We start from the raw sequence: 22713 nt of genomic DNA, 5'->3' as shown, positions 1-22713 counted from the left end.
TTCACCTTTAAATTAGTAATTCCTATTCCGGTTATGCCAGCTCGGAATAAATTCCGGCTCCCTTCGTACAGAGCCATACAATAATCAAAATCGATAAAACAGCAAATAACACACTCCAGGCTATCAGATACATAACGATTCCAAAACAGAAGCCCGCAAGCATGTAAACTGCTACAAACAGAATTGAAAGTCCCCAGAATGAAAGGATTGCCAAAAATGCTCCTCCGCTTTGTTTAATTGGCGCCATCTCATTAGTCCAGTTAAGTAGAGGGGCCTTTACAGCAATTGCAGTATCTATTGCAGCAGAGAACAGGGCAAACATCATAGGCATGATCACTATAAGCAATTTACAGATAAATGATTCATCTACAATCATACTGGTACATAAAGCCGCAATCAATGTAGGAATAGCTGCCAGAACAATCTGCAAAGTCATTTTTGAAAGAAGTACCTGCCGCGGCTTTACCGGCAATGAATGCGAAATCCATATACTTTTTCCCTCCAGAGATACAGAGGGAACTGCAGTATCTATCATGGATCCCATAAAGATCAGTCCTGTACATAGAAATGCTGTTGCCGATCCCGGATAATCTGAAAAAACACGCTCCACTGCTTCTATGATCACCTGTCCTTTGAAAAGCAGCAGTATTCCTGCAGCAGGCATCAGGATAATGCCGAGACCGCAGTTAAGCATATATGTAGGGCTTGAAGTGAACTTTTGCAGTTCTTTCCATATAAGTGCTTCAAACGGAGATTTTTCTTTTACTGTCTTTTCGACGTATTGAATTTTTTCAACCTTGCTTGAAGCTGTAGCTATAGAGATAAAGCTCTTTAACATGTGGTGCCACAACAGGAAACATGCTCCTGCAAATAAAGCTGTAAAAACAAAGCACCACACAATATTTCCTTCTCCGATCAGTCCAAACAAATACAGCGGATATGCGTATCTTCTTACATTTTCAGCATATATGGACGCATTAACCAAGAGATCTCTGATAAAATCGCCGGCCTTAAAATAAAAGAAATAGTATGCTGCAACTGCTGCCAGTGTCACAAAAACCGTGATAAAGCTCTTATTCTTCAGCCTTAAGCTGATCTTTGCTATCACATACCCAAGGCCGCAGGATATCAGCATAACAATCGCTGAAATAATAAAGAAAAATAATATCCCACATAGTACCTTGGCTCCTGTAATACCGGTCTGCATAAAGTAAACTATCTCGGTAGGAATCGTAACGGTTAAAATATACATTACTCCAAGAAGGTACACGTTTATAAGCCTTGAGCCAACTATATTCCTCACAGGTATCGGCAATGATAACAAAAGATCATTATCTTTGGAAAGATAGAGTGCCGTATATGAATTGTATACACTTCCAAAACTACCAAGAAGCACTGCTACAGTTCCCATAAGAACGAAGTAAAACCATCCGGCATTGCAGCTTATCAAAGGTCCGCATAATGTCAAAGACAGTGCCAGAAACATTCCGCCAATAACCCCCACCATGATGACCGCAAAAAAAACAAACCATGCAGCTATCACAAATTTAGAGCGCATTTTGTTTCTCTTGGCATCATAAAAATATCCTTTGAAAACTTCAAATAACTGTTTCTTAACCAGCGTTTTCAGCATTTATACCGCCTCCAGTTCAAGAAATACTTCTTCTAAGCTGTCATCACCTTTAACGTCATCCATGGTTCCGACTTTTACCAGTTTTCCATGATTGATAATTGCAACCTTGTCACAGAGTTTCTCCGCAACCTCAAGCACATGTGTGGAAAAGAAAATTGCTCCACCATTATCGCAGTGCTCTCTCATCATCTCTTTAAGTAAATGTGAAGCCTTGGGGTCAAGTCCCACAAAGGGTTCATCCATTATTATGAGCTTAGGTTCATGCATCCATGCGCTGATGAGAGCAAGTTTTTGCTTCATTCCATGTGAATAAGACGAAATAGGCATTCCAAGATCCTGAGTTATTTCAAAAATATCAGCATATTTATGAATCTTTTCATTTCTCTCCGATGATGAAATTCCATATACATCCGCAATAAAATTAAGGTACTTTATCCCGCTCATGAATTCATACATATCAGGATTATCCGGGATATATGCCATCTCCTTCTTACAACCGATCGGATCATCCATTATGGATTTTCCGTCTATAAAAATCTTACCTTCATCAAATCTCAGAATTCCTACTGCACTTTTAAGCGTAGTACTTTTTCCTGCACCGTTATGACCTATAAAGCCAAATATCTCTCCGACCTTAATGTGAAGTGTCACATCATCTACAGCTTTCTTATCCCCGTATGTTTTTGTCAAATGCTCTATTTTCAACATATTTTAATTCCTCCTTTTTCATACATATAAGTTATCACACCGAACTACTGCCTACGGCATTTGCACTTATAACAATATATTTTACACTGATTTAAGTATATTCATACCCAAAATAAAAAAGGACAGAGAGTTTTATCCCTGTCCTTAGCTATATACTATTATAAAATGCTTAAGCTAAATCAGCCTAAATTCGCTATCCATTTTTGTAATCTTGCAAGCACCTCGGCGCTTTCCGGTAATAGCGGTGCAAACGACACGAAGGCATGCAGTAAATGATTTGATTTTTTATAATAAATCAGTTCATGATCATGTCCTTCTTTTTCCAAAGCCTTTGCAAACTTTAGTGTATAGCTTCTTAAAAAATCGCCACTGCTGCTAACCAGAAACACCGGTGGAAGCTTTGATATAATGTCAGGATTATTTGGATTAGTCAGCTTCATAAACGCTTTGTCCTTAGTCCTTTTGCCAAACATATCCTTTTTGTACACCATCCCTATGGGATCATTTCGCGTAACATAAAACATTCCACTAGAACAACACAGTCCCTTTACTTTGCATAACGTTTCAGGTTTCTCGATCACACCATCCAAAATATCCGAATTTGCAACCACAGCTGCATACAATGCAAGGTAAGCTCCTGCACTTTCCCCCATAAGAATTACTTTGTCCGGATCTCCACCATAGTCTTCGGCGAAAGCTGTAACAAACTCCAGACCACTGCAGACATCTGATATCCCACCAATCCCATCTGTTTCGCTTAAAAGGCGATAATCTATGGAAAAGACAAGATATCCAAGTCTTGCAATTACTTCACAAAAAATACGATTTACCTTTCTGTTCCCTACAAATAATCCTCCGCCATGAGCAAACACGATAATGGGAAGTTTCTTCTCATTATTCTTTTGTTTGAAAATATCTGCGCAAAGTGTATTCCCGTCTTTTCCTCTATATTCTATGTCAAAAAATATATCCAGATCTTCAGGGATTTTACTGTTTTCCTCTAATACCAAAGTAATCTTGCCAGCATGTTTTTTAGCATTTTTACTCAGGTGTTCAAGAATCGGATTCATAATCAATTCCTCGTATGAAGGCGCTCATTATGGTTGTCTTATATCACTTTTTTTATTAAAGAAAGTCACAAGCAAGACCGTTATTATAGCCTGTATAATGAGAGGGAAATAAAGAAAGAAAAATGAAATTGCATCCAATACTGCAGTTGGCTGAGCAATTCCATTCATTGCATCAAACCCAGCCCCGGACATCGTAAATCCAAAAACCACTGTCCCGAGACCAATTCCTAATTTATTAGCAGCGGATAATCCCGCATTTCCCATTCCCGCTGAAAGAATACCCTCTTTTTTCTCTGTATACTTTATAATGTCTGCAACGGCTCCCATCCATGCTGAAGCTGCAATTCCCGAAGCAGCCCCATTTATACAAAGAAAAACAGCTATTCCAACAATATTCGGAGCGACAATGGCAAGTCCTATACTTCCAATCAACAATATTATATTTCCAAATAAATATATCCCAAAATTATCTATCTTTTTTATAAAGAATGGAACGGAAAACCTTACAAGAACGCCCGGTACCTGCATGCATAACATAATTAAGCCAACAAACGCAGGATCTTTTAAAACATAGGTTGCATAATACACATTCACATTAGCATTACAGCCCATAAGAAGGAAACTAAATACTGTTAAAAATATGGATACCACCCAGTATTTATTCCTAAGAAGTGCCCTTAGTGTAACACTCCATTTCATGCCTTTCTTTTCTTCATGGAAAACATAGTTATAAGTCACCCTCTCTTTTGTTCCACAAAAACAGATAAGACTACTTATCACAATAACCACGCCAAATATAGCGATTAAATAATAAAAAGCGGTCTGTGTATATGGATTTGCGGAATCTTTAGAAAAAAAAGTCAGAAGCGGAACAATGGATACACTAATAAGGAGCATACTCACTGAGTCAAAAATTGAGCCGACTACGCTCAACATTCCATGCTCAACACTGCTTTGGGACATTAAAGGCAAGAGCGCATAATGCGCAAGCTGAGCAATTGTAAAAACACAGGTGCTTACCAGGTTATACATAACGAAAAAATAGACATATTTTGCTATGTCAGGAAGCACTGCCGGAACTGAAAACAATAAAATCAAAGACAAAGACAATGGAATACATGTCCTTAAAATCCAAACTCTGGCCTTTCCATACTTAGTATCTGTATTATCAATAATATTTCCGGCTATAACATCCGATATTCCATCAAATCCTTTTGATACTGCCATAAGGATAGACAAGACTGCAATGTCTAGAAATGCCACATTTGTCATGTAGATCATGACAAATGTAGCCAATAAAGTACCTACTATCATTGATGGGATTTTTCCTATTCCAAAGCAGACTCTCTCGCCCCAGCCTAAAGCAGCGTCACTGTTTTGAATTTTATTGTCAACCACTGTAATGTCCATTCCCCCTCTTTCCTGTACCATTTGTACCTCATTTTAAGAGCAATCAGTCTTCATAATATTCATCTTCATTAGATGCATTAAAAAGCATCGCCATGATATCGCAGATTGAAATATTATTCATAATATTTCCCCCCTGCATATCAAATCCGTTCTGTGGCATGCCACTTTGTTGACTATAGTTTTGCCCATTCATCTGATTAATATTCTGACTCTGCTGCATGGCCATATTCTGAAACATGTTCATGATTGGCCGAAGATCAAAGGGCAACGGCATAAACTGGCCTGGCATTCCCTGTCCCGGCATAAATTGCCCCGACATTCCCTGGCCTGGCATAAATTGCCCCGGCATTCCCTGGCCTGGCATATTATCTCGATTCATTTCCCTTTCCCTTTCAACGAATTCTTTTAAGAGCTTTGCATCACCTCTCAATTCTTCAGGAGCGGTATCGACCTTCCCGAACATAGGAATTGAAAGTTTAAGTTTAACATCTACTACGTTTCCGCCACGTCTTACCGGCTTAACAGAATACTTCTGATCATTAATAACATTTAGAGCAATCTGATAAATGTCAACCTTACCGGCTGAATTAGTCGGCAAATTATCCGCAATTACACAAAGGCCGGGCATATTTGTGTCCTTGATCTTTTGATCCTTAAAGAACACATTGAAAATTGCATTTTTCACCACTTCAAGGCTCTTTTCTCCCTTGGCATTCGTCTGTACGTATAACACAGGAACTGTATCATGCAGCATTTTGTCATACATAGGTACAAGGCCGCATGCTACGATACCTTTTTGAGCCTCAATTGCAGTTTCTACAAGACCGGCATCAAAACGAATACCCTCATTGTTAACAAAGTATTTGTTCATCCTGCCCACATAATTAAGACTGCCATCTTCATTTACTCTTACACGGTCAAAGGTATTAATATATTTTTCTCCATCAACAACTTCAGTCTTGAAAAATTCTATTCCATTGAGGACTCCGCCACTGACGGAAGCAGAAGAAATCATAAGTCCGCCTTCTCTTGGTCCATCATTTATGTCATAATATTTTTCTTCCTGATCGTCATATATCTTGACCTTTACCCCCGGAAGAGGGAATCCTATTGCATCATCAGCTCTATCCGGAGTCGAAAGAATACATGCTCCGCCTACTTCAGTTGCTCCATACCCAATAGTAACTTTGGCTTTACAGCCATTTCTTTTTAGGAATTTATTGACCATCTTTTTGGAATGGGCAGATAAATATCCACCTCCTGAGAATATAAACTCGATTCCGGAGAGATCTATCTGAATCGGTAATTTACTAAGCATTTCCAATCCAACGGTTCCTACGATCATTAGGCTAATATCATATTTTTCAAACAAATTAAAAAGTGCTGGTCCCATGACCGGAGCGTTGTTCGGTATTACTACTCCGCCACCGAATGAAAATGGCAAATGAATCATATCAAGTAACGCATATGACCCTATTGGCTCCATTTCAAGATAAGACACCATTCGCTTTTTGAACTTCTTAAACTGTTCACAGCGCATAAGTCTTGCAACTGATTCATTAACACCTCTGTCCGAAAGCGGAACCGGTTTATGAATACCGTTTGTTGTACCTGATGTATGCAGTACAATAGCATCCTCTTTTGATTTTTTTGAGCCATACTTTATAGGCATACCCTCATACTGGTCCAAAAGTTCCGGCATAAAAAGCACACCCCTTACCTGCTTAAGGAGCTTATAATTAGCCTTTTCTTTCGCATTATGCCCTTCCATATCCATGGAATTTCTACTGCGACTATGAAGAATAATAATATTCCTTATTCCCAGCCTTTTCTTTGTGGCAACAACTCTTCTCAAAAAATCAGGAGTAATTTTCCTGTCGGAAATAATAAGGTCTGTTATTCCCTCTTTTTCAATTAAACTGTCCCAACGAGCAGCATCCATAATATCGATAAAATGAAGCATTGAAACAGATGCCCCTGTCATATTAAGGGCATAGAGGGCAAAAATAGCCTCCGGGGCGAACCCCGGCAAGATTCCGACGCAGGTCTTATTTTTCTCCGTCATGTCAAGGGCAGAAAATACCTCAGCATACAGGTCCCATTTCCTGAACATCTGTCTGTAAGTATAATCCCTATATCCGCTATAGATTGCTACCGCATCAAGATGCTCATCATCGAAGGAATTCAATTCCTTTATATAACTCCATACCTTCTGCTCAATTATTGTTCCACTGTCTACGCGCTTTTTAATTTTATCCGGAAACTTTAATTCATATGCCATTTTTCTCTTCTCCATATGTTTGTTCAGATCAAATTACATCATGAAACAACCTCTTCCCTGTGCAGGCATAGGACGATGGTTCCTTCTTGGCTTTCCGGGTCCGGGAGCCGGTCCTCCCATAGGCATTGGAGCAAAAGGAATCACTCCGCATCCCCTGCCCTGAATCATTTTAGGTCCGTGAGGTTTTCTTCTACCAAACATCATAATTCCACACTCCTTTCGACTTAATCATCATCGTCATCATCGTCATCGTCATCATCGTCGTCATCGTCTTGCTGATTTCCGGGCATCATGTTGCAGCCTCTTGACTGCATTCCGCCACCTTGCATCTGAGACATACCCATCTGGGACATTCCGCCACCTTGCATTTGGGGCATTCCCATCTGAGGCATCATTCCGCAGCCTCTTCCCTGTACAGGCATCTGAGGCATGCCCATCTGGGGCATTCGTGGCATCATGTTACATCCTCTTCCCTGCATCGGCATATTAAACATTCCAGGTTTCATTACTCTTTGCCTCCTTTTTTATTGTTGGCTGCTTTTGCAGCATTACTGTTCTTTCTTACTGTTTTCTTTCTTACTGTTTTCTTTACACCCGTATCCGTCGCTTTCTTTATTTCCTCTTCCCTCTCCTTTGACATAAGCTCAAACCAGTCAAGCATCTTATCTATTGCGTCTTTACTCTTCTTCTTCCAGGGCTGCATAGTCACAAATGCATGACCAAGGCTCTTCTCGCCGTAATAGATCATCTTTGTTTTCTTTCCGGACTTTTTCAATTTATCGTGATACATCAGTGTATAATTATTTAAGAAGTCGCCCCTGCTTGTTATAAAAAATGCCGGTGGCAAATTATCAACTATTTCCTTATGTTCCGGATCCATATATTTCAGGAACTTTTTGTCAGTCCCCTTATCTCCGAAGAACTGCTCGGAAAGAAGGAGTCCCAAAGGATCAGGTTTGGTCGTATAAAACATTCCCGATATAAGTCCAAGGGCTGTGAATCTCATTCTGGTTGGCTCATAGCCAATGGCCTCCTGTAACTTTTTGGATTCCTTCATAGCTGCTACATATATAGCCAGATAAGCTCCTGCACTCTCCGCCACAAGATATATACGTCCAAAATCCACATCGAAATCAACCAGTCTTCTGCCGACAAGATCAAGTCCCGCGCATACATCATCCAGCTGCTGCGCAGAATTGGCTCTCGGGGCAAGTCTGTATTCTACTGAGAATACCAGATACCCCTTACCGGCAAGTACTCTTGCAAAGTTTCTTGACATAGTTCTGTCGCCTATAACAAGGCCTCCACCATGAACAGTCACAATAACCGGAAGTTCCTGGTTTTCCGGTACAATCGGCTTGAAAATATCCATAGCAAGGGGAATTTCGCCTCTATTCATGTATGGATTATTAATCATTTCTTCGACTTCATATTTAGCATCTTTTGTAACATCAATATCCTTGGCTGAATCAACTGCCTGTTCCATTTGTTTACCCTGCATTTTCTCCAGAGCAATTCGAAGCAGTTCTCTTCTAATGGTTCCGAGGCATCCATCATCTCTATTTTGCATATATAAGTCCTCCATATACATGAATCATCAACAAACACTGATACCGGCAATTGTCGGAGATAATAAAAAAGCACCAGAGATACTACAACAGAAATGACAAATAAAATCTCCATAATCATACTGAAAGTACGATTCACAAGATCTTTTTTTGCCATCCCCGTGTATCTGGTGCAAACAACTCCAAGCCCCCTCATAAAAAAATCTATTACTCGCCTATTATTTCACTGTTACCTAAAATTATACCTTCTATACCGGGCCAAACCTATTTATGCAATCTAAATAATGTATAAATTTATCGTAAATATGTATTAATCAACATGCCTACTCTTGCAAATCGTGGCTACTTTTGATATAGGGCAAACTCCAGATTGTTTCCATATTCTTTACTGTCGTCCCATGAATATTTCTCATCACTCACAATCTTTTTAAGAATTGAAACCGAAATCTCGTCACCATCCTTAAATACATCAAACGGCTGTCCACCATAAGTAAGAACAAATGCAGCATTCTCTTTTTCCTGTGAGTATTCAATGGAAAGATGTACCCTGGGCTTATCCATTGTGCTTACAATGCACTGATGCACAGCCTCTTCGAATGCAAGATGTATATGTTTTGCCAGTGAATAGGGCACCTGATTCCTGACACAATAATCCTCTATGAGTGTCTGCGTACCGAGGTAATCGTAAGTCTTACTATCTATATCAATCTCTATTACTTTCAGCCGTCTTACAAAGCGTCTTGTCTTCTCTTTTTGCGGATTGTCAAAAATCTCCTCGGGCGTTCCGTCATCATATATTCCGCCTTCATCCAGGAAAAATATCCTGTTGCTTATAGCCCTTGCAAAAGACATTTCATGGGTCACGATCATCATTGTTTTCCCCGAGGAAGCAAGATCTTTTATAACAGCCTGAACTTCTCCCACCATGGTCGGATCAAGAGCACTTGTGGGCTCATCCAAGAGAATCACATCCGGGTCCATGGCAAGGGTTCTTGCGATAGCCGCCCTCTGCTTTTGTCCACCGGATAGTTCATCAGGCCAGGACATAGCTTTGTCGTAAAGGCCTACACGCTGCAGAAGTCTCATGGCCTCATCATATGCCTCCTGTGCGTCTTTTCCCAGAATATCCATTGCAGGAGCCATGATGTTTTCCACCACGGTCATATGTCCAAAGAGGTTAAAGGACTGAAACACCATTCCCATTTTTTTGTGGACTTCCTGCAGATCGCACCCGGGATCTGTTATCTCCGTATCATCCAAAAATATCTTGCCGGATGTTGGCTTTTCAAGCAGATTTATGCAGCGGATCAGAGTACTTTTTCCTGTTCCCGAAGGTCCGATTATTGATATAACATCACCATCATTTATCGTGACACTGACATCCTGAAGTGGTGTTGTATCCGGGTATTCTTTTCTCAGATTCTCAATCCTTATCATTCAGTCTTACCCCCTTAAGTATTTTAGGGATCTTTCTGTTTCTGTAATCAAGCCGTAAATCTATCCTGCTGATTATCATGCCAAGGAGCCCCTCAAGCACAAAGTATATTACTGCTATCGCTATAAGCGGGAAGAAGGCATCATAAGTGCGGCTTCTGACGATATCTCCTACTTTGGTCAGGTCCTGTACAGCTATGTAGCCGACTATGGCAGTGGCTTTTATAAGTCCTACGATTTCACCCTTATAGGAATTCATCACATGCGGCAGCGCCTGTGGAAGGATTATCCTGAAAAAGATCTTTAGGTCCGGATACCCCAGAGAATATGCTGCTTCGTACTGTCCTTTGTCTACGGCACCTACTCCAAGCCGCAGAAGTCCTATGACCGAAGAAGCAAAGGTCAGTGTGAAACCTATGATTGAAATAATGATGCCGCTGACAGATACTTTTCCGAAGATTATGTAATAAAGTATCATCAGCAGAACAACCATGGGCATACCCTGAACAAGCCACATAACTGCCCCCGTAATGCCGTTTGCAATCCTGTTATCATGTCTGCATAGCATATAAACAAGAAATCCCAGGGCTGTTCCAAATATTACAGTCATCACTGTTATGAGCAGTGTTGTCAAAACTCCTCTTACAAAGAGTTTCCATCTGTTTTCCCGGATGAAGGTTTTCTCAAAGCTTGATTTTACACTGTTCCAAAAAGATGTGGCTGAACTACCGGCCTTTGCTCTCCTGACCACCAGCACAAATGCTGCAGGGTAATATTCTATAAAGTCAACTGCTTCTCTTCGCTCATCCGTAACTATGATGGATCCGATTCCCATCTTTGCCTTACCGGACTGCACATATGAGAGAATCGCAGCAAACTCCATCGGAACAAACTCAACTTTGACATCCATCTCTTTTGCCATAAGCAGAACTATATCTGCATCAAAGCCTATAACTTTACCTGACTGTCCCAGATAACTCATAGGCTCAAGGCTGTCACATGCCGCAACCTTGACAGTGCCTGCTTCTCCCGCCCAGTCCTGTTCGATCGGTACTTTTTTCTCATTATCCGATCCGGTCCATTTTTGCCATAGTTCTTCTAAAGTCTCCTTAGGTATGGCGTCATAAGCCTGTTGCCACTGATCAATGTCATCATCTTCTTTGGCAAACGCTATGCCAAAGGTGCTTTCCTTTAATATTTCAGGGAAGTGTGCCAGCTCATTGTCACGATTTACCGCCAGATCTGCAAGGGCATTGTTTTGCAATATTGCATCTGTTTTTCCCTGCTTAAGGGCCAGCAGTATATCCGGCATGTTGTTGTAATACGAAAACTCTGCCACATCCGGAGCAAAACTCCTTACAAGCTCCTCAAATGGAGCACCGGTTAGCATCGATACTCTTTTTCCGCCTAGGTCTTCAAAGCTTTTCAGTTCAGGTCCCCCTCCTGTACCTTTAACTGCAATTCCAATATCCTCTGTGTATAGATCATGTGAAAAGGTCAACGCCTGAGCGCGTTCAGGGGTAACGTTGAGATTAGCTAAAATGCAGTCTACATCCCCCGATGCTGCCGCATTAATGATAGAACCGTAATCATAAACCTTAAATTCAAGGCTGGCATCCAGATACAAAGCAAATCGTTTTGCAAGTTCAATATCATATCCGTAAAGCTCGTCCCCTTTATAGAAACTGTAGGGTGTAACTATACCGGTAGTACCGACTATGAGCTTTGTTTTGGGATTCTGCGGCTTTGAAATCTCAGGCATATCATAATCATTTTTCAGTACCCACCTGGAAAACATATCATCAAGCGTTCCATCATCGTGCACAGTATCAATAAACTCATTCAGCGTATTTTCCAGACCATCGATCTTCGTCACAGGAGATATTCCCGCAGCGACATGAACCTTTTCATCCATGTTCTGATCCAAAAGCACTGCGTTTATATTACCGCTCTTAAGTGCCAGTGTCAGCTGACGACGGTCATAGATATAAGCATCTATCTTTCCCTGTTCCAGCGCCTGTAGTCCCTCATTCATCTCTATATACACAAGTTCTGCCTCGGGAAGCTCATTTTCCACAACGGCCATAGCTGCTGATCCCACGCCAACTCCAATCTTTTTACCCGGTTTGTTTAGCTGGTCTTTTGACGTGATTGGCTCTTTATCTCCGGCGGATACAGTCCTTCCGGGAATGCATATAATCAGTGACAATATCATGATAAATAGTAAAAGTCTTTTCATTGAATAATCTCTTTCCTCAATATCATGCTGATATCAAAAAATCGAAACAACGACTCAAATAACGACATCTAACCACCTTAAATTTTACTATATTCCGCTATGTAATAATCTTAAATAAGTATAAAAAATGCCAGTCATCCATATTGAATGACTGGCATATAATAAAGGTACTTTCCTTATTCATATCAAGGCCTATACAGCGATGCGTTCTTCCAGTAACCTGCATAATGAAGATGCATCCCCATTTACTCCATCATATCTGAAATCCACAGATTCCGCATCAAACATTCCATGCTTCTTCTCAAGCATTTGTTCAACCGGCGTAGGAAGATTGCCATGAAGCCTCTCCTTAAAACGTTCCTTTATGGTATCAAGATCTGCTGTGACCAGCACTTTTACTGCCTCATCCGGAAGCAGCTTAATGTGCTCAGCATCTGAGATCACATATACGATATTGTCACTGTGGGCAGCATTGCAAAGCTTTTCTTTAAACAGTGCTGTCGCTTCACTCTCACTTTTTGCCATTCTGAGATAATCCTTTCCTGTAATAACCTCAGCTCCTATTTTATTCTGAATTTCAGTTGCAAGTGTGGATTTCCCACTGCAATTTTCGCCTATAATTCCTATTACCATTGCACTTATCTCCCTATTATCAAATTCATCTTAGCGCCTCATTTACCGCTGCTGTTGCATGAATAATTGTCGTATCAAACGTCGGAAGTGCGCTGTCCTCATCCTTTATGAGCATGCCGATCTCGGTACATCCAAGAATCACACCTTCTGCTCCTTGTTGCTTCATTTTTTCAATAATACGCTTGTACTCATTTCTGGAGGTGTCCAATATTTTACCCAGACATAACTCATTAAAAATGACATTGTCGACAATCTCCATGTCCCTTTCATCAGGCACAAAAACTTCAAGCCCTGCGTCTTTAAGTCTTTCAATAACAAAGTCCTGTGTCATTGTGAATCTTGTTCCAAGAAGTCCAACCTTCTTTATTCCGTTTTGCTTTATTGCACCAGCGGCAGCATCCGCTATATGAAGGATCGGTATACTGATTTTCTTTTCAATATCAGAAACAAGCTTATGCATTGTATTTGTTGCAATTACAATAAAATCAGCTCCTGCCTTTTCAAGTCTTGCCGCAGCATCTGTCAGAATCTCAGCATTACCTTGCCAGTTGCCCTTCCCCATATTTTCCTCAAGCTCTGCAAAATCAACGCTGTACATAAGGATTTTTGCGCTGTGAAATCCTCCAAGCCTTCTGACTACCTCTTTGTTTATGATCTCATAATATGTAACAGTACTCTCCCAGCTCATACCGCCGATAATTCCGATAGTTTTCATCCTGTTCCTCCAATCTAAGTCCGTCAAATTGTATCTCTCTTAGTAAATATCAGCATTCCTAACATAGAGTATAGTACCAAACTAAAAACATCCTTGTCATTACACTTATTTGGGGCTGTTTTTCACTGATGTTTTATTTTAGTGTAAAGCCATGCAAAATCAGTGCGTCTCAAAATATCTCATATTCCACATGGTAGTTTATTTCCAATAACTAAAATAAATATTTGGGAGGTTTGCAATGTTCGAAAGTGACTACGCTAAAATTGAATACATCGAAAAGGACAACGTTGTTTTTCATACCTGGAAAAAAGAAGCACACTATAACGACTACCGCGTTCCGGTAATGGCATCTTTAGATTTACTCAGAGCACACAAAGAAAGCTACTTTGTCGTAGATGCAAGAAACGGATTCGAAGATGTAAAGGAAGATCTGGAATGGGGATTTGATTATTTTCTTCCAGAGCTTAAGAATACAGGCTGTAAGATTTGGGGATTTATTTTGCCTGAAGTATCCGACATAGAGGGTGAGATTGATCTGTGGACAAGTGAAATTGAGAAGAACTTTCAGGTTATAAGGGCTGAATCATATGATAAGATCATCAAAAATATTAGTTCCAATCAGTGACTGCAGATCACAATTCTGCCGCTATTTCAATTATCCTTCTTTGAGGCAGTCTATTTTAACCACAATATTCTGCTGCATTTTCCATTTTTCAAGTTTGCAGTAGTCGCTATGTATATCATATGACTACCGCACTTTCTATTTTGCCCATTTGTGGTAGTAGTTTTTATTCAATGACAACTGCCGCAATCAGATATTTCCTTATTAGCGGCAGATTCATCAGCACAATTTGCACTGCCGCTATTAAGCTTTCCTACTTTTGTAGCAGAGAATAGTATAAGACAACTACTTTCACTTCGATATGTCTGACATTGTTTTGATCAAACATTTTTTCCATTATTCACCGATAAACTCCCTGATATCTTCAGCTATCCTGTCCTGCATAAAGTTGTGCACATAGTGGCCGCAGTCTAATTCAATCACTTTTGCATCTGAAAGGTCTGAAGCATAATCATAATGGTTTTGGACCCAGTTGGTACCCTTAACTTCTTTTCCGTCGGAAATAAACATTATCATCGGCACATCCTGCTTAGGCTTGCTGTCAATCTCGCTGACAGCATCAGTAATCGAAAGACCTTCATTTATAACATCGATATTTACAGCTTTCCTGCACGCAATGGCCCTATACAGTTCCTTTTCCTCCTTCGAAAGTGCAGCTGGCAAAGAACTGTCTAAATAATAGAATCTGACAATACCCAACTTACGCGCAAGGGCAGCCAGCTTTTCCAATTTGAATACGCCATCAAAATCGAACTCGTCATAGGTACGCGGAAGAACCATGTCAAGGCCTATGATTGCTTCGACTTCATCAGGATAATCCTGAGCCCACATAATAGATTCAAGTCCGGACAAGGAATGCGGGCAAAGGACAAACGGCCCTTCGATTCCGGCCTTTTCAAGTGCTTCCCTGTCCTGCCTTAAGATCGTATCAAAAGATCTCTCGTCATCAACTACATCACTGAATCCATAACCAAACTTCTCTATAACGACTATATGGTACTCATCTATAAGAAGAGAATAAAGGCTCCTGAAATCTAGTATCGGCGAAGCAGTTCCCGAGCCTGACAAAAACAGCAATGTATGCTCACCTTCGCCTTCTTCATAGACGCACATCATATGTCCGTCCACATCTACCATTTGTCCCAAAGGTTTCTCTAACAACGATTCCTCCTGCTTCATCCTTATCCTGTTATAAACAAAAATCACTAATAAGGACATCACCGGAACAATGATGAGTACTAACAATACTTTTCCCAATAACTTTAATCTTTTCTTCATAATAACCTCATCGTCATATGTTTCAGAAGGATTTCTCCATCCTCTGCAGCCCTTTAAATCCGTTGAAGAGATACAATCCAAGAACCGCATTAAATCCTATCGCGGAATATATGCTGAATCTTTCTGCTATACCAAAGTACTGAGGTGGAAACGCCTGCATACCTATAGGTCCCATCAGCATCATGACGAAAAATATAGCCGCCCAGATTCCGATTCCCCTCACTTCTTTATTCCTGCATCCGGCAATTATAAGCACGACAAGTGATACTATGGAAAGAATTACCACTAATGCAGTAACCACCATGTGCATGATTTCCTGAAATGAATCAATCCCCTTGCCGGCATCATCTAATGCAAACATCGAATAGCCGACCTTTGAGATCCAGTTCATAACAGTAAAAAGATATATCCCAACACGGAACATTCTGGTTGAAATCTCTTTTTCCGAAACGTATATTGCTACGCATGTGGCACATACCACACTTCCGGCCGAATATACCGCAGCCAGCTTATCCCATAACTGTCTTGAAGGTGCGGACTCAGCCGAAAGATCACTGACTGCCTGTTCCATCCAGTTATATCCCGGAAAAGCGCCTCTGCAAAAGTATGCTGCAACTGCATACGATATCAATGCAGCAAGCCCAGTAAGTCCGACCCAGTTAATCAGTTTTCTGTTCATTATTTTCTCCTGTCTGGTGGCTGTACCAAATTGTTACTCATTTTAGGAAATCCATTCTTGTTAATGCCTTTCCATTAGGAAGGTGGACCCTTGATTGGAGTATGCCTTCATCCGACAAACAATTTTATCGTTCAATCCCTAATATGAGAGATTTCATTTTGAAACCGTACTTTTCATACAAATGAATCACCTTGTTACCGTCGACTACTTTTACTTCGATATGTCTGACATTGTTTTGATCAAACATTTGCATTGCCCAATCCATGAGTTCTTTGCCAAAACCTTTTCCTCTGAATTCTTCCTTTACCACCAAATAATCAAGTTTACCGATTTCTCCGTTAATATCAACTTTGCAGAAGCCGATGATCCGGTCTTTCATTTCGATGACCGCGATATAGGATTCATTTTTTAGCAATGCTGTTTCAAATAATTCCAAGGTCTTTTCGTATGGTTTTAAAGGATAACATCCTTTGAAATTCACAGATGTTGTATTATGATATTCTGATAACTCCCGAATACAGTCGTATAGTTTGCTTACCTCGTTATGTGTTATTTCTCTCATAGCTTTTTCCTTTATATCGTTGTTTGGAGTAATAGATGAAATCATTATCACGTCTTATTTCCGTATATCCCATTTTCGTATAAAATGAGCTTCAGTTGATTTTCACCAATGTCAGCGGATAACACTGCTTGATACCTTTTGTATCCGGCTGGCTGCTTCCTCCGGAGTAATATATGATAATGCCAGGTCTTCAAGTGCATCACATACGGCAAGGCTTAAGTCCTCGTATTTAATTCCTCTTGTTCCGGCGACATTTGTCTTTCCGTTCTCTATGATATAGTCAAGATTCTTTTTCCCATCTTCGCTTAGTCCCTGTATATTCAGCTCCATATCAGCGCGGGATGGCATATATTCAAGATATCGATTAACAAGAAGCTCCTGTCCCTCATTTACCAAATATGACATAAAACGGAAAGCCGCCTCCTTCTGGCGGGACTCCGGATTCAGGCAAAGGATTACATCTACATTAGCTGTTACCGGAGACACTTTTCCATCATCATTCCAGTCAATCAGAAAAGCCTCGTGTTCCGCTCCCTCAGCATCAAAGACTGCGCGGGTTTTTTCATCGCTTACCGTATACATGTTCATGGCCCATGAGCCATTTACTATCATGGGAGCACTTCCTTCACGCTGAAACATGTCATTAACAGTATTATAAAATGGCATTTTTATTGCTTTATCCTGAAATACTCCGTTGCTAAATGAGTCCTGCCATATTCTGAAGGATTCTATTATAGGTTCCGACTCGAAGGTCGTTCTGCCCTCAATCGCATCGTACAAGGCATCGCTTCCGCAGTCAGCTGCTATGGACATCCACAAATCAAGATTCATCCAGGAATCCTTTGCGCCTATAGCTAACGGATATTGCCCGTTTTCACGAAGTTTGCTGCATGTTTCCTGCATTTCTTTATATGAGGTTGGCACTTTAAGACCATAGTTTTTCAGCATGTTGACATCTGCCCACATATATCCGGCATAGGTCTGTCCAAGCGGAAGTCCATAAATCTTGCCGTCAACATCGCTAACACGCGAAAGGCATGAATCAAGGAATTTATCCTGCCACTCGGATCCCCAGCTGTTCTCACAAAAAGGAGTAAGATTCTCCTCAAATAGCCTGAATGCATCAAAAGCGGAACCCGAGCTTATGCCATATACATCGGGTCCATCACCGTCTATAAGTTCTACCCGCATATGCTCCTGATATGCATTTGCCTCGGTAAAAACATAATTAACTTTTATATCGGGATTCTCTTTTTCGAAAGAATCTATGATCTTGTAAATCGGACTGTCCGGCCCATAATCTGCAGGATTCCATGTCTGAAAGGTTATGACGGTTTTCCCTTCCTGCTCCTGGGGCTTATTACAGCCGGAAAGCGTACTCAAGCATATGATCATAGATAAAAGAAACAACGCACCTTTTTTCATAAACACATTTCCTCGAATTAACCTACTATCATGCGCACCTTAAATTTATTATCCTCGGCGACGTATCTGATCTCACTGTTTGTCTTTTTAACAAAATCAAGAACACTTCTGGTTCCGATGCCATGGCCGTCTTCTGATGTGACAGGATGCCCATCTTCATCCAGCTCCGCTCTTTCGTTACATGAATTAGATATCTCCAAAAGGAGCTGCTGCTTATATTTTGCAGTAACCTCAATAAAACGTTCACCTTCCGGCACTTTTTCGCAGGCGTGAATCGCATTCTCAAGCAAATTGCTTATCGCTATTGCAAGCTGCATCTCATCAACATCGGTTTTATAGGGAATATTTGTAGATACTGTAACCTTTATATCACTGCGCTCTGCAAGCGTCACATAATGCATAAGCGCAGCATTAACTGTGGTATTCTCGCAATAGCGGTGACTTCCGCGAGGTTCCTGAGATAATCTCTCCTCAAGGCATTTTCTGGCTTCATCCACCTTACCGTCCTGAATAAGTGCTAAAACAAGTGCCTCAAAGTGTCTCCTGTCATGACGCATAGCCCTGTCCTGACTGATGAGTTCTTCTGCAGCGTTAAGTCTGTCGCGCATACTGCCGGCAGCCATTTCCAGGATAGCTGCATCGGATTTTAGCTGATACTCCCTCTGCTTAAGTACAGTTGAATCGACAAGAGCATAGAGTTTTCCGATGACTTCACCATCTGCGAAAAGTTCTTTCTCCTCAGGAGTATAGTATTTATCACCAACCTTTATGGTATCGCCTCTTATGATAGCCTCACGAAGGGCATTAACAACATCCATCGGATCTTTAGTTATTTCCGGATAAAGCTCCTTGGCATGTTCGTTGTAATACTGCACACTTCCACTTTCATCCAATGCGATAACTCCTTCGGATAACCTGTCGACAATATAATCTCTTGCCATGTCGATAACCCCAAGCAGGTTGTATCTGAATATAGCTATAAACATAGAGATTGTGATTGCCACATTTCCAACAACGGAAATATCAAAATAGTATGTAATGAAAAATGCGTGTGCGATCTGCATAATATAAAGAGTTGCAGAAATGAAAAAGCCGCCAAGGATGATACATGCGCGCTTTCTGGCCGTACTTCCGCTATGATTCTTTACAGACCTTATCAGTAAGAAAAGCATAATTATTATTGCAATGGCCTGATACTGCATAAACACTTTATGGACAATGCCATTTCTGTGAAGCAGAACCGGAAACATTCCGGTCTTGTCAAACCATATTTTCGAATAATAGAGAGTATGCTCCTGCAGAGAAAAAATCAGCACATATACCGCAGCATCAATCAGTATAAATGCTCCCGATAAAGCTCTTGGAATATTGATATGAACAAGCTGCGCAGTAAACATAAACAGAGAAAAAACGATCCAGACTCTTCCTACATAAGAAAACTTCAGCGCAGCAATATAGGCATCTTCCGTTTTTGAAAGAAGCTGCAAAAGATATCCTGTATTACTTATGAGCATTGCTATACAGTTGAGGAAAAGATATGCATGAAGCTTATTTTTCAGGTTTCTGAATACAATAAAGCCTTCAAAAAACATGGAAAATATGCTGAATATAATTACTGCTAAAAGAACGGTGCGCACTGTCATTTCGATATTTATCCTTCATTAAATTCACTTATATTTCTTCATAGAATATTATACAAAATATCGTCAATAAGATGTATTTGAATTATATAGTGTTTATCTGATTTTCCACATAATAATATATCATCCACACAAAAAAACAGACTCGGATACACTTATCCGGGTCTGTTTTACACTTATTTACATAATCTCAAATAAAATTCATTCCATAAAAAAGTCGTATACTCTTTTCTTATAATCAGGTGCCGTGTCAAAGGTACCGGTTGTCATAACGGGACACCTGATTTCTTTGAGCTTATCAGTGATATTAAAATTCTGTGCGCCATTTGCAATGATGATGAATCTTCGAAGTTCATCATCTGTGACAGTCTTAGCAATCACGGAAGCTTAATTCGCGACATATATCTTGCCTTACTTCTTGTTTAAATGAAGCATTTCTGCCAGTGTTGATGCAAACTGAAGGAGCGGCTGAGTCTGAAGAATTACATGGCCGGGGCCTGTAACTACTGTATTGAAGAGACCTTCACCACCGAAGAGAACGTTGCCGATTCCTTTAATCATAACGATGTCTATAGATACAGTATCATCGCACATTACCAGGTAACCAGTGTCAATTGTCATCTTCTCGCCTGCAGCAAGATCATACTCTACAACGCCACCATCGATCTCAATAAGAGCCTTACCGTTTCCTGAAAGCTTGTTCATGATGAATCCTTCACCACCGAATAAGCCGGACCCGATCTTCTTCTGGAAGAAAATATCAAGGTTTACGCCTTCATCCATTGCAAGGAAGGAACCCTTCTGAACAACGATTGACTTACCTGTAACATCGATCTGTCGGATCTCACCGGGTGAGCATGCGCCAAGTGCAAGTATGCCGGGGCTATCAGCTACATAGCGGTTCATAAACAGAGACTCGCCTGAAAATGCACGGCCGATCATCTTGCCAAGTCCGCCACCGGTATTTGTTTCCATCTTAACGCCGCCACTGAGCCATGACATAGCGCCTGTTTCACACATGATAGCGTCTCCAGCTTCCATCTTGCAAATAGCTACCGGAAAGTTTCCACCTTTAATTTCACAATTCATTTAGTAACCTCCTTTTAAAATATATGTTTAAAAAAATTAGTTTCTTAAAATTATTCTTTTAGAACTCACCATTTTCATTGTAATTCATGATTGTGTTAGCTACAATCCCCGGTAACAAACTGCTGAATCCATTCCGGAGTGTAATCGCCTCTCTCTATGTGAATATGCCCGTCTATCATTCTTTTTTGTCCCCACAATTGGAATTTATATAAGCGTATAGCCTCTGAACCCGCGCACGGAATAGTACGAATCCGCCCCGTTATGGAATGTGAAAACCGTTCCGTAACGTCGTTCGCAGAACAATGCACCGCCCTTGTCGCGAATATCATCCGGCGTAGTGATCCAACTTGACGTTTTCAAATCAAATTCCCCGAGACTTTGCAGTCGGCGATAGAGTTCCTCCGTCATGATCAAAACATCCATGGAGCCCGGATGCTCAAGCAAACGTTTCTCCACGTCAAGCCAACTCAGTTCCATATGAAGATTCTTATTATCCTGAAACCTCGCTTTTAATATTTCTAACATGGTTTACCCCTCCAATCCCCCGATTTGCCTACATCTTTAGTAAATACATAACCAATGTTGTCATAATATCTTTTTCTTCTGGATTTGATTCTGCAATCATCATATGTGATTCGATAAACAGGCTTGTTCCCCTCTGGTTTATTTAATGCCTGATGATCGTATTGGTCTAAAAGAACTAATGAAAAGAGAATCAGTATATTGCTTTTACTCTCCGCCTTTTATAACAAGAACAATATAATCATCAGTTTTTATTTCTAGCATTTCGTCCTCTATTAAAGATGCCTCATCTTCCTCTATAAGAACTGCATCAGATATCAGAATCATCAATCAAAAACTTAATTATTCCTCATCATCTTCTTCGTCATCATCCTCATCATCCCAATCGTCGTCATTGTCGTCTTCATCTTCACCTGACATCATCTTTTCCAACTCTTCTTTTAAATCTTCATCATATTCTTCTGCCTTTTCCAAAAGTGTATCTATGGCCTCTTCAGGTGCATTTTAAGCAATGAAGTTACTCATAATTTCTTTGAAATCATCCTCATCAGCGTCCTCTAGTTGCCACTCCATTTTTTCCCAGAACTCCTCGGCAAAAAACTCATCATTAAACACTGATGCTAATATGTCTCCAACAAATCCATATGTTTTTGAGCTCAAATCTGTCTTTTCGGAGCTAATCTCCTCATTTACAACGTCACCGCCGTGCTGATCACTATACTCATAAGCTATCAAGCCTTCATATGAAATATCTGGATATTTCTCTTTCAGATTTTTTAGTGTATCTTTGAGAGCATTTGGACCATAGTCATTATCAGCTCTAGCGCCTTCATTTAGCATCAAGCTTAAAGGTTCAAATGTAGCCACAATCTGAGCACCTTCTTTTTTAACGGAAGCGGGATTTCCTATTTCTTCCTGTTTTCCAACACAAACTGCGTCATAATCTTTTTCCACATCATCCATAGCGGTATTCCACGCTTCTTCAAACATATTTTCAAAATCTGAAGAAACATCATCCACATTAGTATCAGTGCAATAAATATTTACTCCTGAAAACCCCTCGACATAAGAAGCTACAATTATGTCACTCAATTTCATAAAACAATTCCATCCTTCCTATAATTTCAAGCTCAAATTTCAGTATTTATGAGCTTTTTGTTTGTTGATATACCTCTTTAACAGGAGCCAGAGGTGATGAATAGTCA

General features: G+C 40.4%; 22 protein-coding genes and 1 pseudogene. 1 reads left to right on the top strand and 22 read right to left on the bottom strand.

The genetic code is table 11. The features are described from left to right. Positions 1-31 precede the first annotated feature (31 nt). The 12 genes and pseudogenes from G630_RS0113320 to G630_RS0113265 all read right to left on the bottom strand — a co-directional run bounded on the left by G630_RS0113320 (position 32) and on the right by G630_RS0113265 (position 13691). A complete protein-coding gene (locus G630_RS0113320; RefSeq protein ID WP_026498869.1) occupies positions 32-1633 on the bottom strand; it encodes a hypothetical protein in 1602 nt (533 codons plus the stop codon). Beyond that, positions 1634-2341 (bottom strand): ABC transporter ATP-binding protein, encoded by a 708-nt coding sequence (locus tag G630_RS0113315; RefSeq protein ID WP_026498868.1) that lies wholly within the window; start codon positions 2339-2341, stop codon positions 1634-1636. It lies immediately after the preceding gene. 179 nt (positions 2342-2520) lie between these two features. Further along, positions 2521-3411 carry an alpha/beta hydrolase gene (locus tag G630_RS0113310; RefSeq protein WP_026498867.1) on the bottom strand — a complete coding sequence of 297 codons (891 nt, stop codon included), beginning with the start codon at positions 3409-3411 and terminating at the stop codon, positions 2521-2523. Positions 3412-3438: 27 nt separating this feature from the next. Further along, on the bottom strand, positions 3439-4842 hold the full coding sequence (locus tag G630_RS0113305) for an MFS transporter (RefSeq protein ID WP_022762530.1): 1404 nt from the start codon (positions 4840-4842) through the stop codon (positions 3439-3441). Positions 4843-4864: 22 nt separating this feature from the next. Then, positions 4865-7102 carry an AMP-binding protein gene (locus tag G630_RS0113300; protein ID WP_196805795.1) on the bottom strand — a complete coding sequence of 746 codons (2238 nt, stop codon included), beginning with the start codon at positions 7100-7102 and terminating at the stop codon, positions 4865-4867. Positions 7103-7135: 33 nt separating this feature from the next. After that, positions 7136-7306, bottom strand: coding sequence for a hypothetical protein (locus G630_RS24735; RefSeq protein ID WP_155831988.1), 171 nt, complete (start codon positions 7304-7306; stop codon positions 7136-7138). Positions 7307-7326: 20 nt separating this feature from the next. Continuing rightward, positions 7327-7608 carry a hypothetical protein gene (locus G630_RS0113290; RefSeq protein ID WP_026498865.1) on the bottom strand — a complete coding sequence of 94 codons (282 nt, stop codon included), beginning with the start codon at positions 7606-7608 and terminating at the stop codon, positions 7327-7329. Beyond that, the gene (locus G630_RS0113285) at positions 7608-8672 is read right to left on the bottom strand and encodes an alpha/beta hydrolase (RefSeq protein ID WP_026498864.1); all 1065 of its coding nucleotides are present in this window, start codon (positions 8670-8672) and stop codon (positions 7608-7610) included. The genes G630_RS0113290 and G630_RS0113285 overlap by 1 nt, the downstream gene beginning before the upstream one ends. Positions 8673-9390: 718 nt before the next feature. Beyond that, a pseudogene (locus G630_RS0113280) lies at positions 9391-10107 on the bottom strand (amino acid ABC transporter ATP-binding protein); the annotation flags it as partial. Further along, positions 10094-12343 carry a transporter substrate-binding domain-containing protein gene (locus G630_RS0113275; RefSeq protein ID WP_026498862.1) on the bottom strand — a complete coding sequence of 750 codons (2250 nt, stop codon included), beginning with the start codon at positions 12341-12343 and terminating at the stop codon, positions 10094-10096. The gene G630_RS0113275 and the pseudogene G630_RS0113280, both read right to left, overlap by 14 nt. A 192-nt stretch (positions 12344-12535) precedes the next feature. Beyond that, a complete protein-coding gene (locus G630_RS0113270; RefSeq protein WP_022761817.1) occupies positions 12536-12976 on the bottom strand; it encodes a hypothetical protein in 441 nt (146 codons plus the stop codon). Positions 12977-13001: 25 nt separating this feature from the next. Then, complete coding sequence (locus tag G630_RS0113265) at positions 13002-13691, bottom strand: aspartate/glutamate racemase family protein (protein WP_026498861.1); 690 nt, start codon at positions 13689-13691, stop codon at positions 13002-13004. Between the two features lie 238 nt (positions 13692-13929). Here G630_RS0113265 and G630_RS0113260 point away from each other — a divergent pair, with 238 nt between their 5' ends. Then, entirely contained in the window at positions 13930-14316 is a 387-nt protein-coding gene (locus tag G630_RS0113260; protein ID WP_022761819.1) for a hypothetical protein, read from the top strand. Positions 14317-14649: 333 nt separating this feature from the next. Here the strand turns inward: G630_RS0113260 and G630_RS0113255 are convergent, their stop codons facing one another. The 10 genes from G630_RS0113255 to G630_RS0113205 form a co-directional block, all read right to left on the bottom strand. Beyond that, the gene (locus tag G630_RS0113255) at positions 14650-15591 is read right to left on the bottom strand and encodes an alpha/beta fold hydrolase (RefSeq protein ID WP_026498859.1); all 942 of its coding nucleotides are present in this window, start codon (positions 15589-15591) and stop codon (positions 14650-14652) included. Positions 15592-15613: 22 nt separating this feature from the next. Next, positions 15614-16270, bottom strand: a complete 657-nt coding sequence (locus G630_RS24285) for a DUF998 domain-containing protein (protein ID WP_022761821.1) — start codon at positions 16268-16270, stop codon at positions 15614-15616. Positions 16271-16394: 124 nt separating this feature from the next. Next, the gene (locus G630_RS23710) at positions 16395-16832 is read right to left on the bottom strand and encodes a GNAT family N-acetyltransferase (protein WP_175475292.1); all 438 of its coding nucleotides are present in this window, start codon (positions 16830-16832) and stop codon (positions 16395-16397) included. Between the two features lie 111 nt (positions 16833-16943). Further along, positions 16944-18227: an ABC transporter substrate-binding protein gene (locus G630_RS0113240; protein WP_196805794.1), complete on the bottom strand. Its 1284-nt coding sequence runs from the start codon at positions 18225-18227 to the stop codon at positions 16944-16946. Between the two features lie 47 nt (positions 18228-18274). Then, positions 18275-19900, bottom strand: coding sequence for a histidine kinase N-terminal 7TM domain-containing protein (locus G630_RS23705; RefSeq protein WP_049946211.1), 1626 nt, complete (start codon positions 19898-19900; stop codon positions 18275-18277). Positions 19901-20098: 198 nt separating this feature from the next. After that, positions 20099-20278 carry a hypothetical protein gene (locus G630_RS0113230; protein WP_026498857.1) on the bottom strand — a complete coding sequence of 60 codons (180 nt, stop codon included), beginning with the start codon at positions 20276-20278 and terminating at the stop codon, positions 20099-20101. Positions 20279-20308: 30 nt separating this feature from the next. Next, the gene (locus G630_RS0113225; protein ID WP_022761826.1) at positions 20309-20986 is read right to left on the bottom strand and encodes a TIGR00266 family protein; all 678 of its coding nucleotides are present in this window, start codon (positions 20984-20986) and stop codon (positions 20309-20311) included. A gap of 204 nt (positions 20987-21190) precedes the next feature. Next, the gene (locus tag G630_RS0113220) at positions 21191-21442 is read right to left on the bottom strand and encodes a DUF4256 domain-containing protein (RefSeq protein WP_242829935.1); all 252 of its coding nucleotides are present in this window, start codon (positions 21440-21442) and stop codon (positions 21191-21193) included. Positions 21443-21850: 408 nt separating this feature from the next. After that, positions 21851-21982, bottom strand: coding sequence for a hypothetical protein (locus G630_RS25615; protein WP_256379751.1), 132 nt, complete (start codon positions 21980-21982; stop codon positions 21851-21853). 30 nt (positions 21983-22012) lie between these two features. Continuing rightward, on the bottom strand, positions 22013-22606 hold the full coding sequence (locus tag G630_RS0113205) for a hypothetical protein (RefSeq protein ID WP_026498855.1): 594 nt from the start codon (positions 22604-22606) through the stop codon (positions 22013-22015). Positions 22607-22713 lie beyond the last annotated feature (107 nt).

It is taken from the genome of Butyrivibrio sp. WCD2001 (genome assembly GCF_000424485.1).
Classification (GTDB): Bacteria; Bacillota; Clostridia; order Lachnospirales; family Lachnospiraceae; genus Butyrivibrio.
Note: the sequence above shows the minus strand (reverse complement) of the source record. Positions and strands in the feature narration are given on the sequence as shown.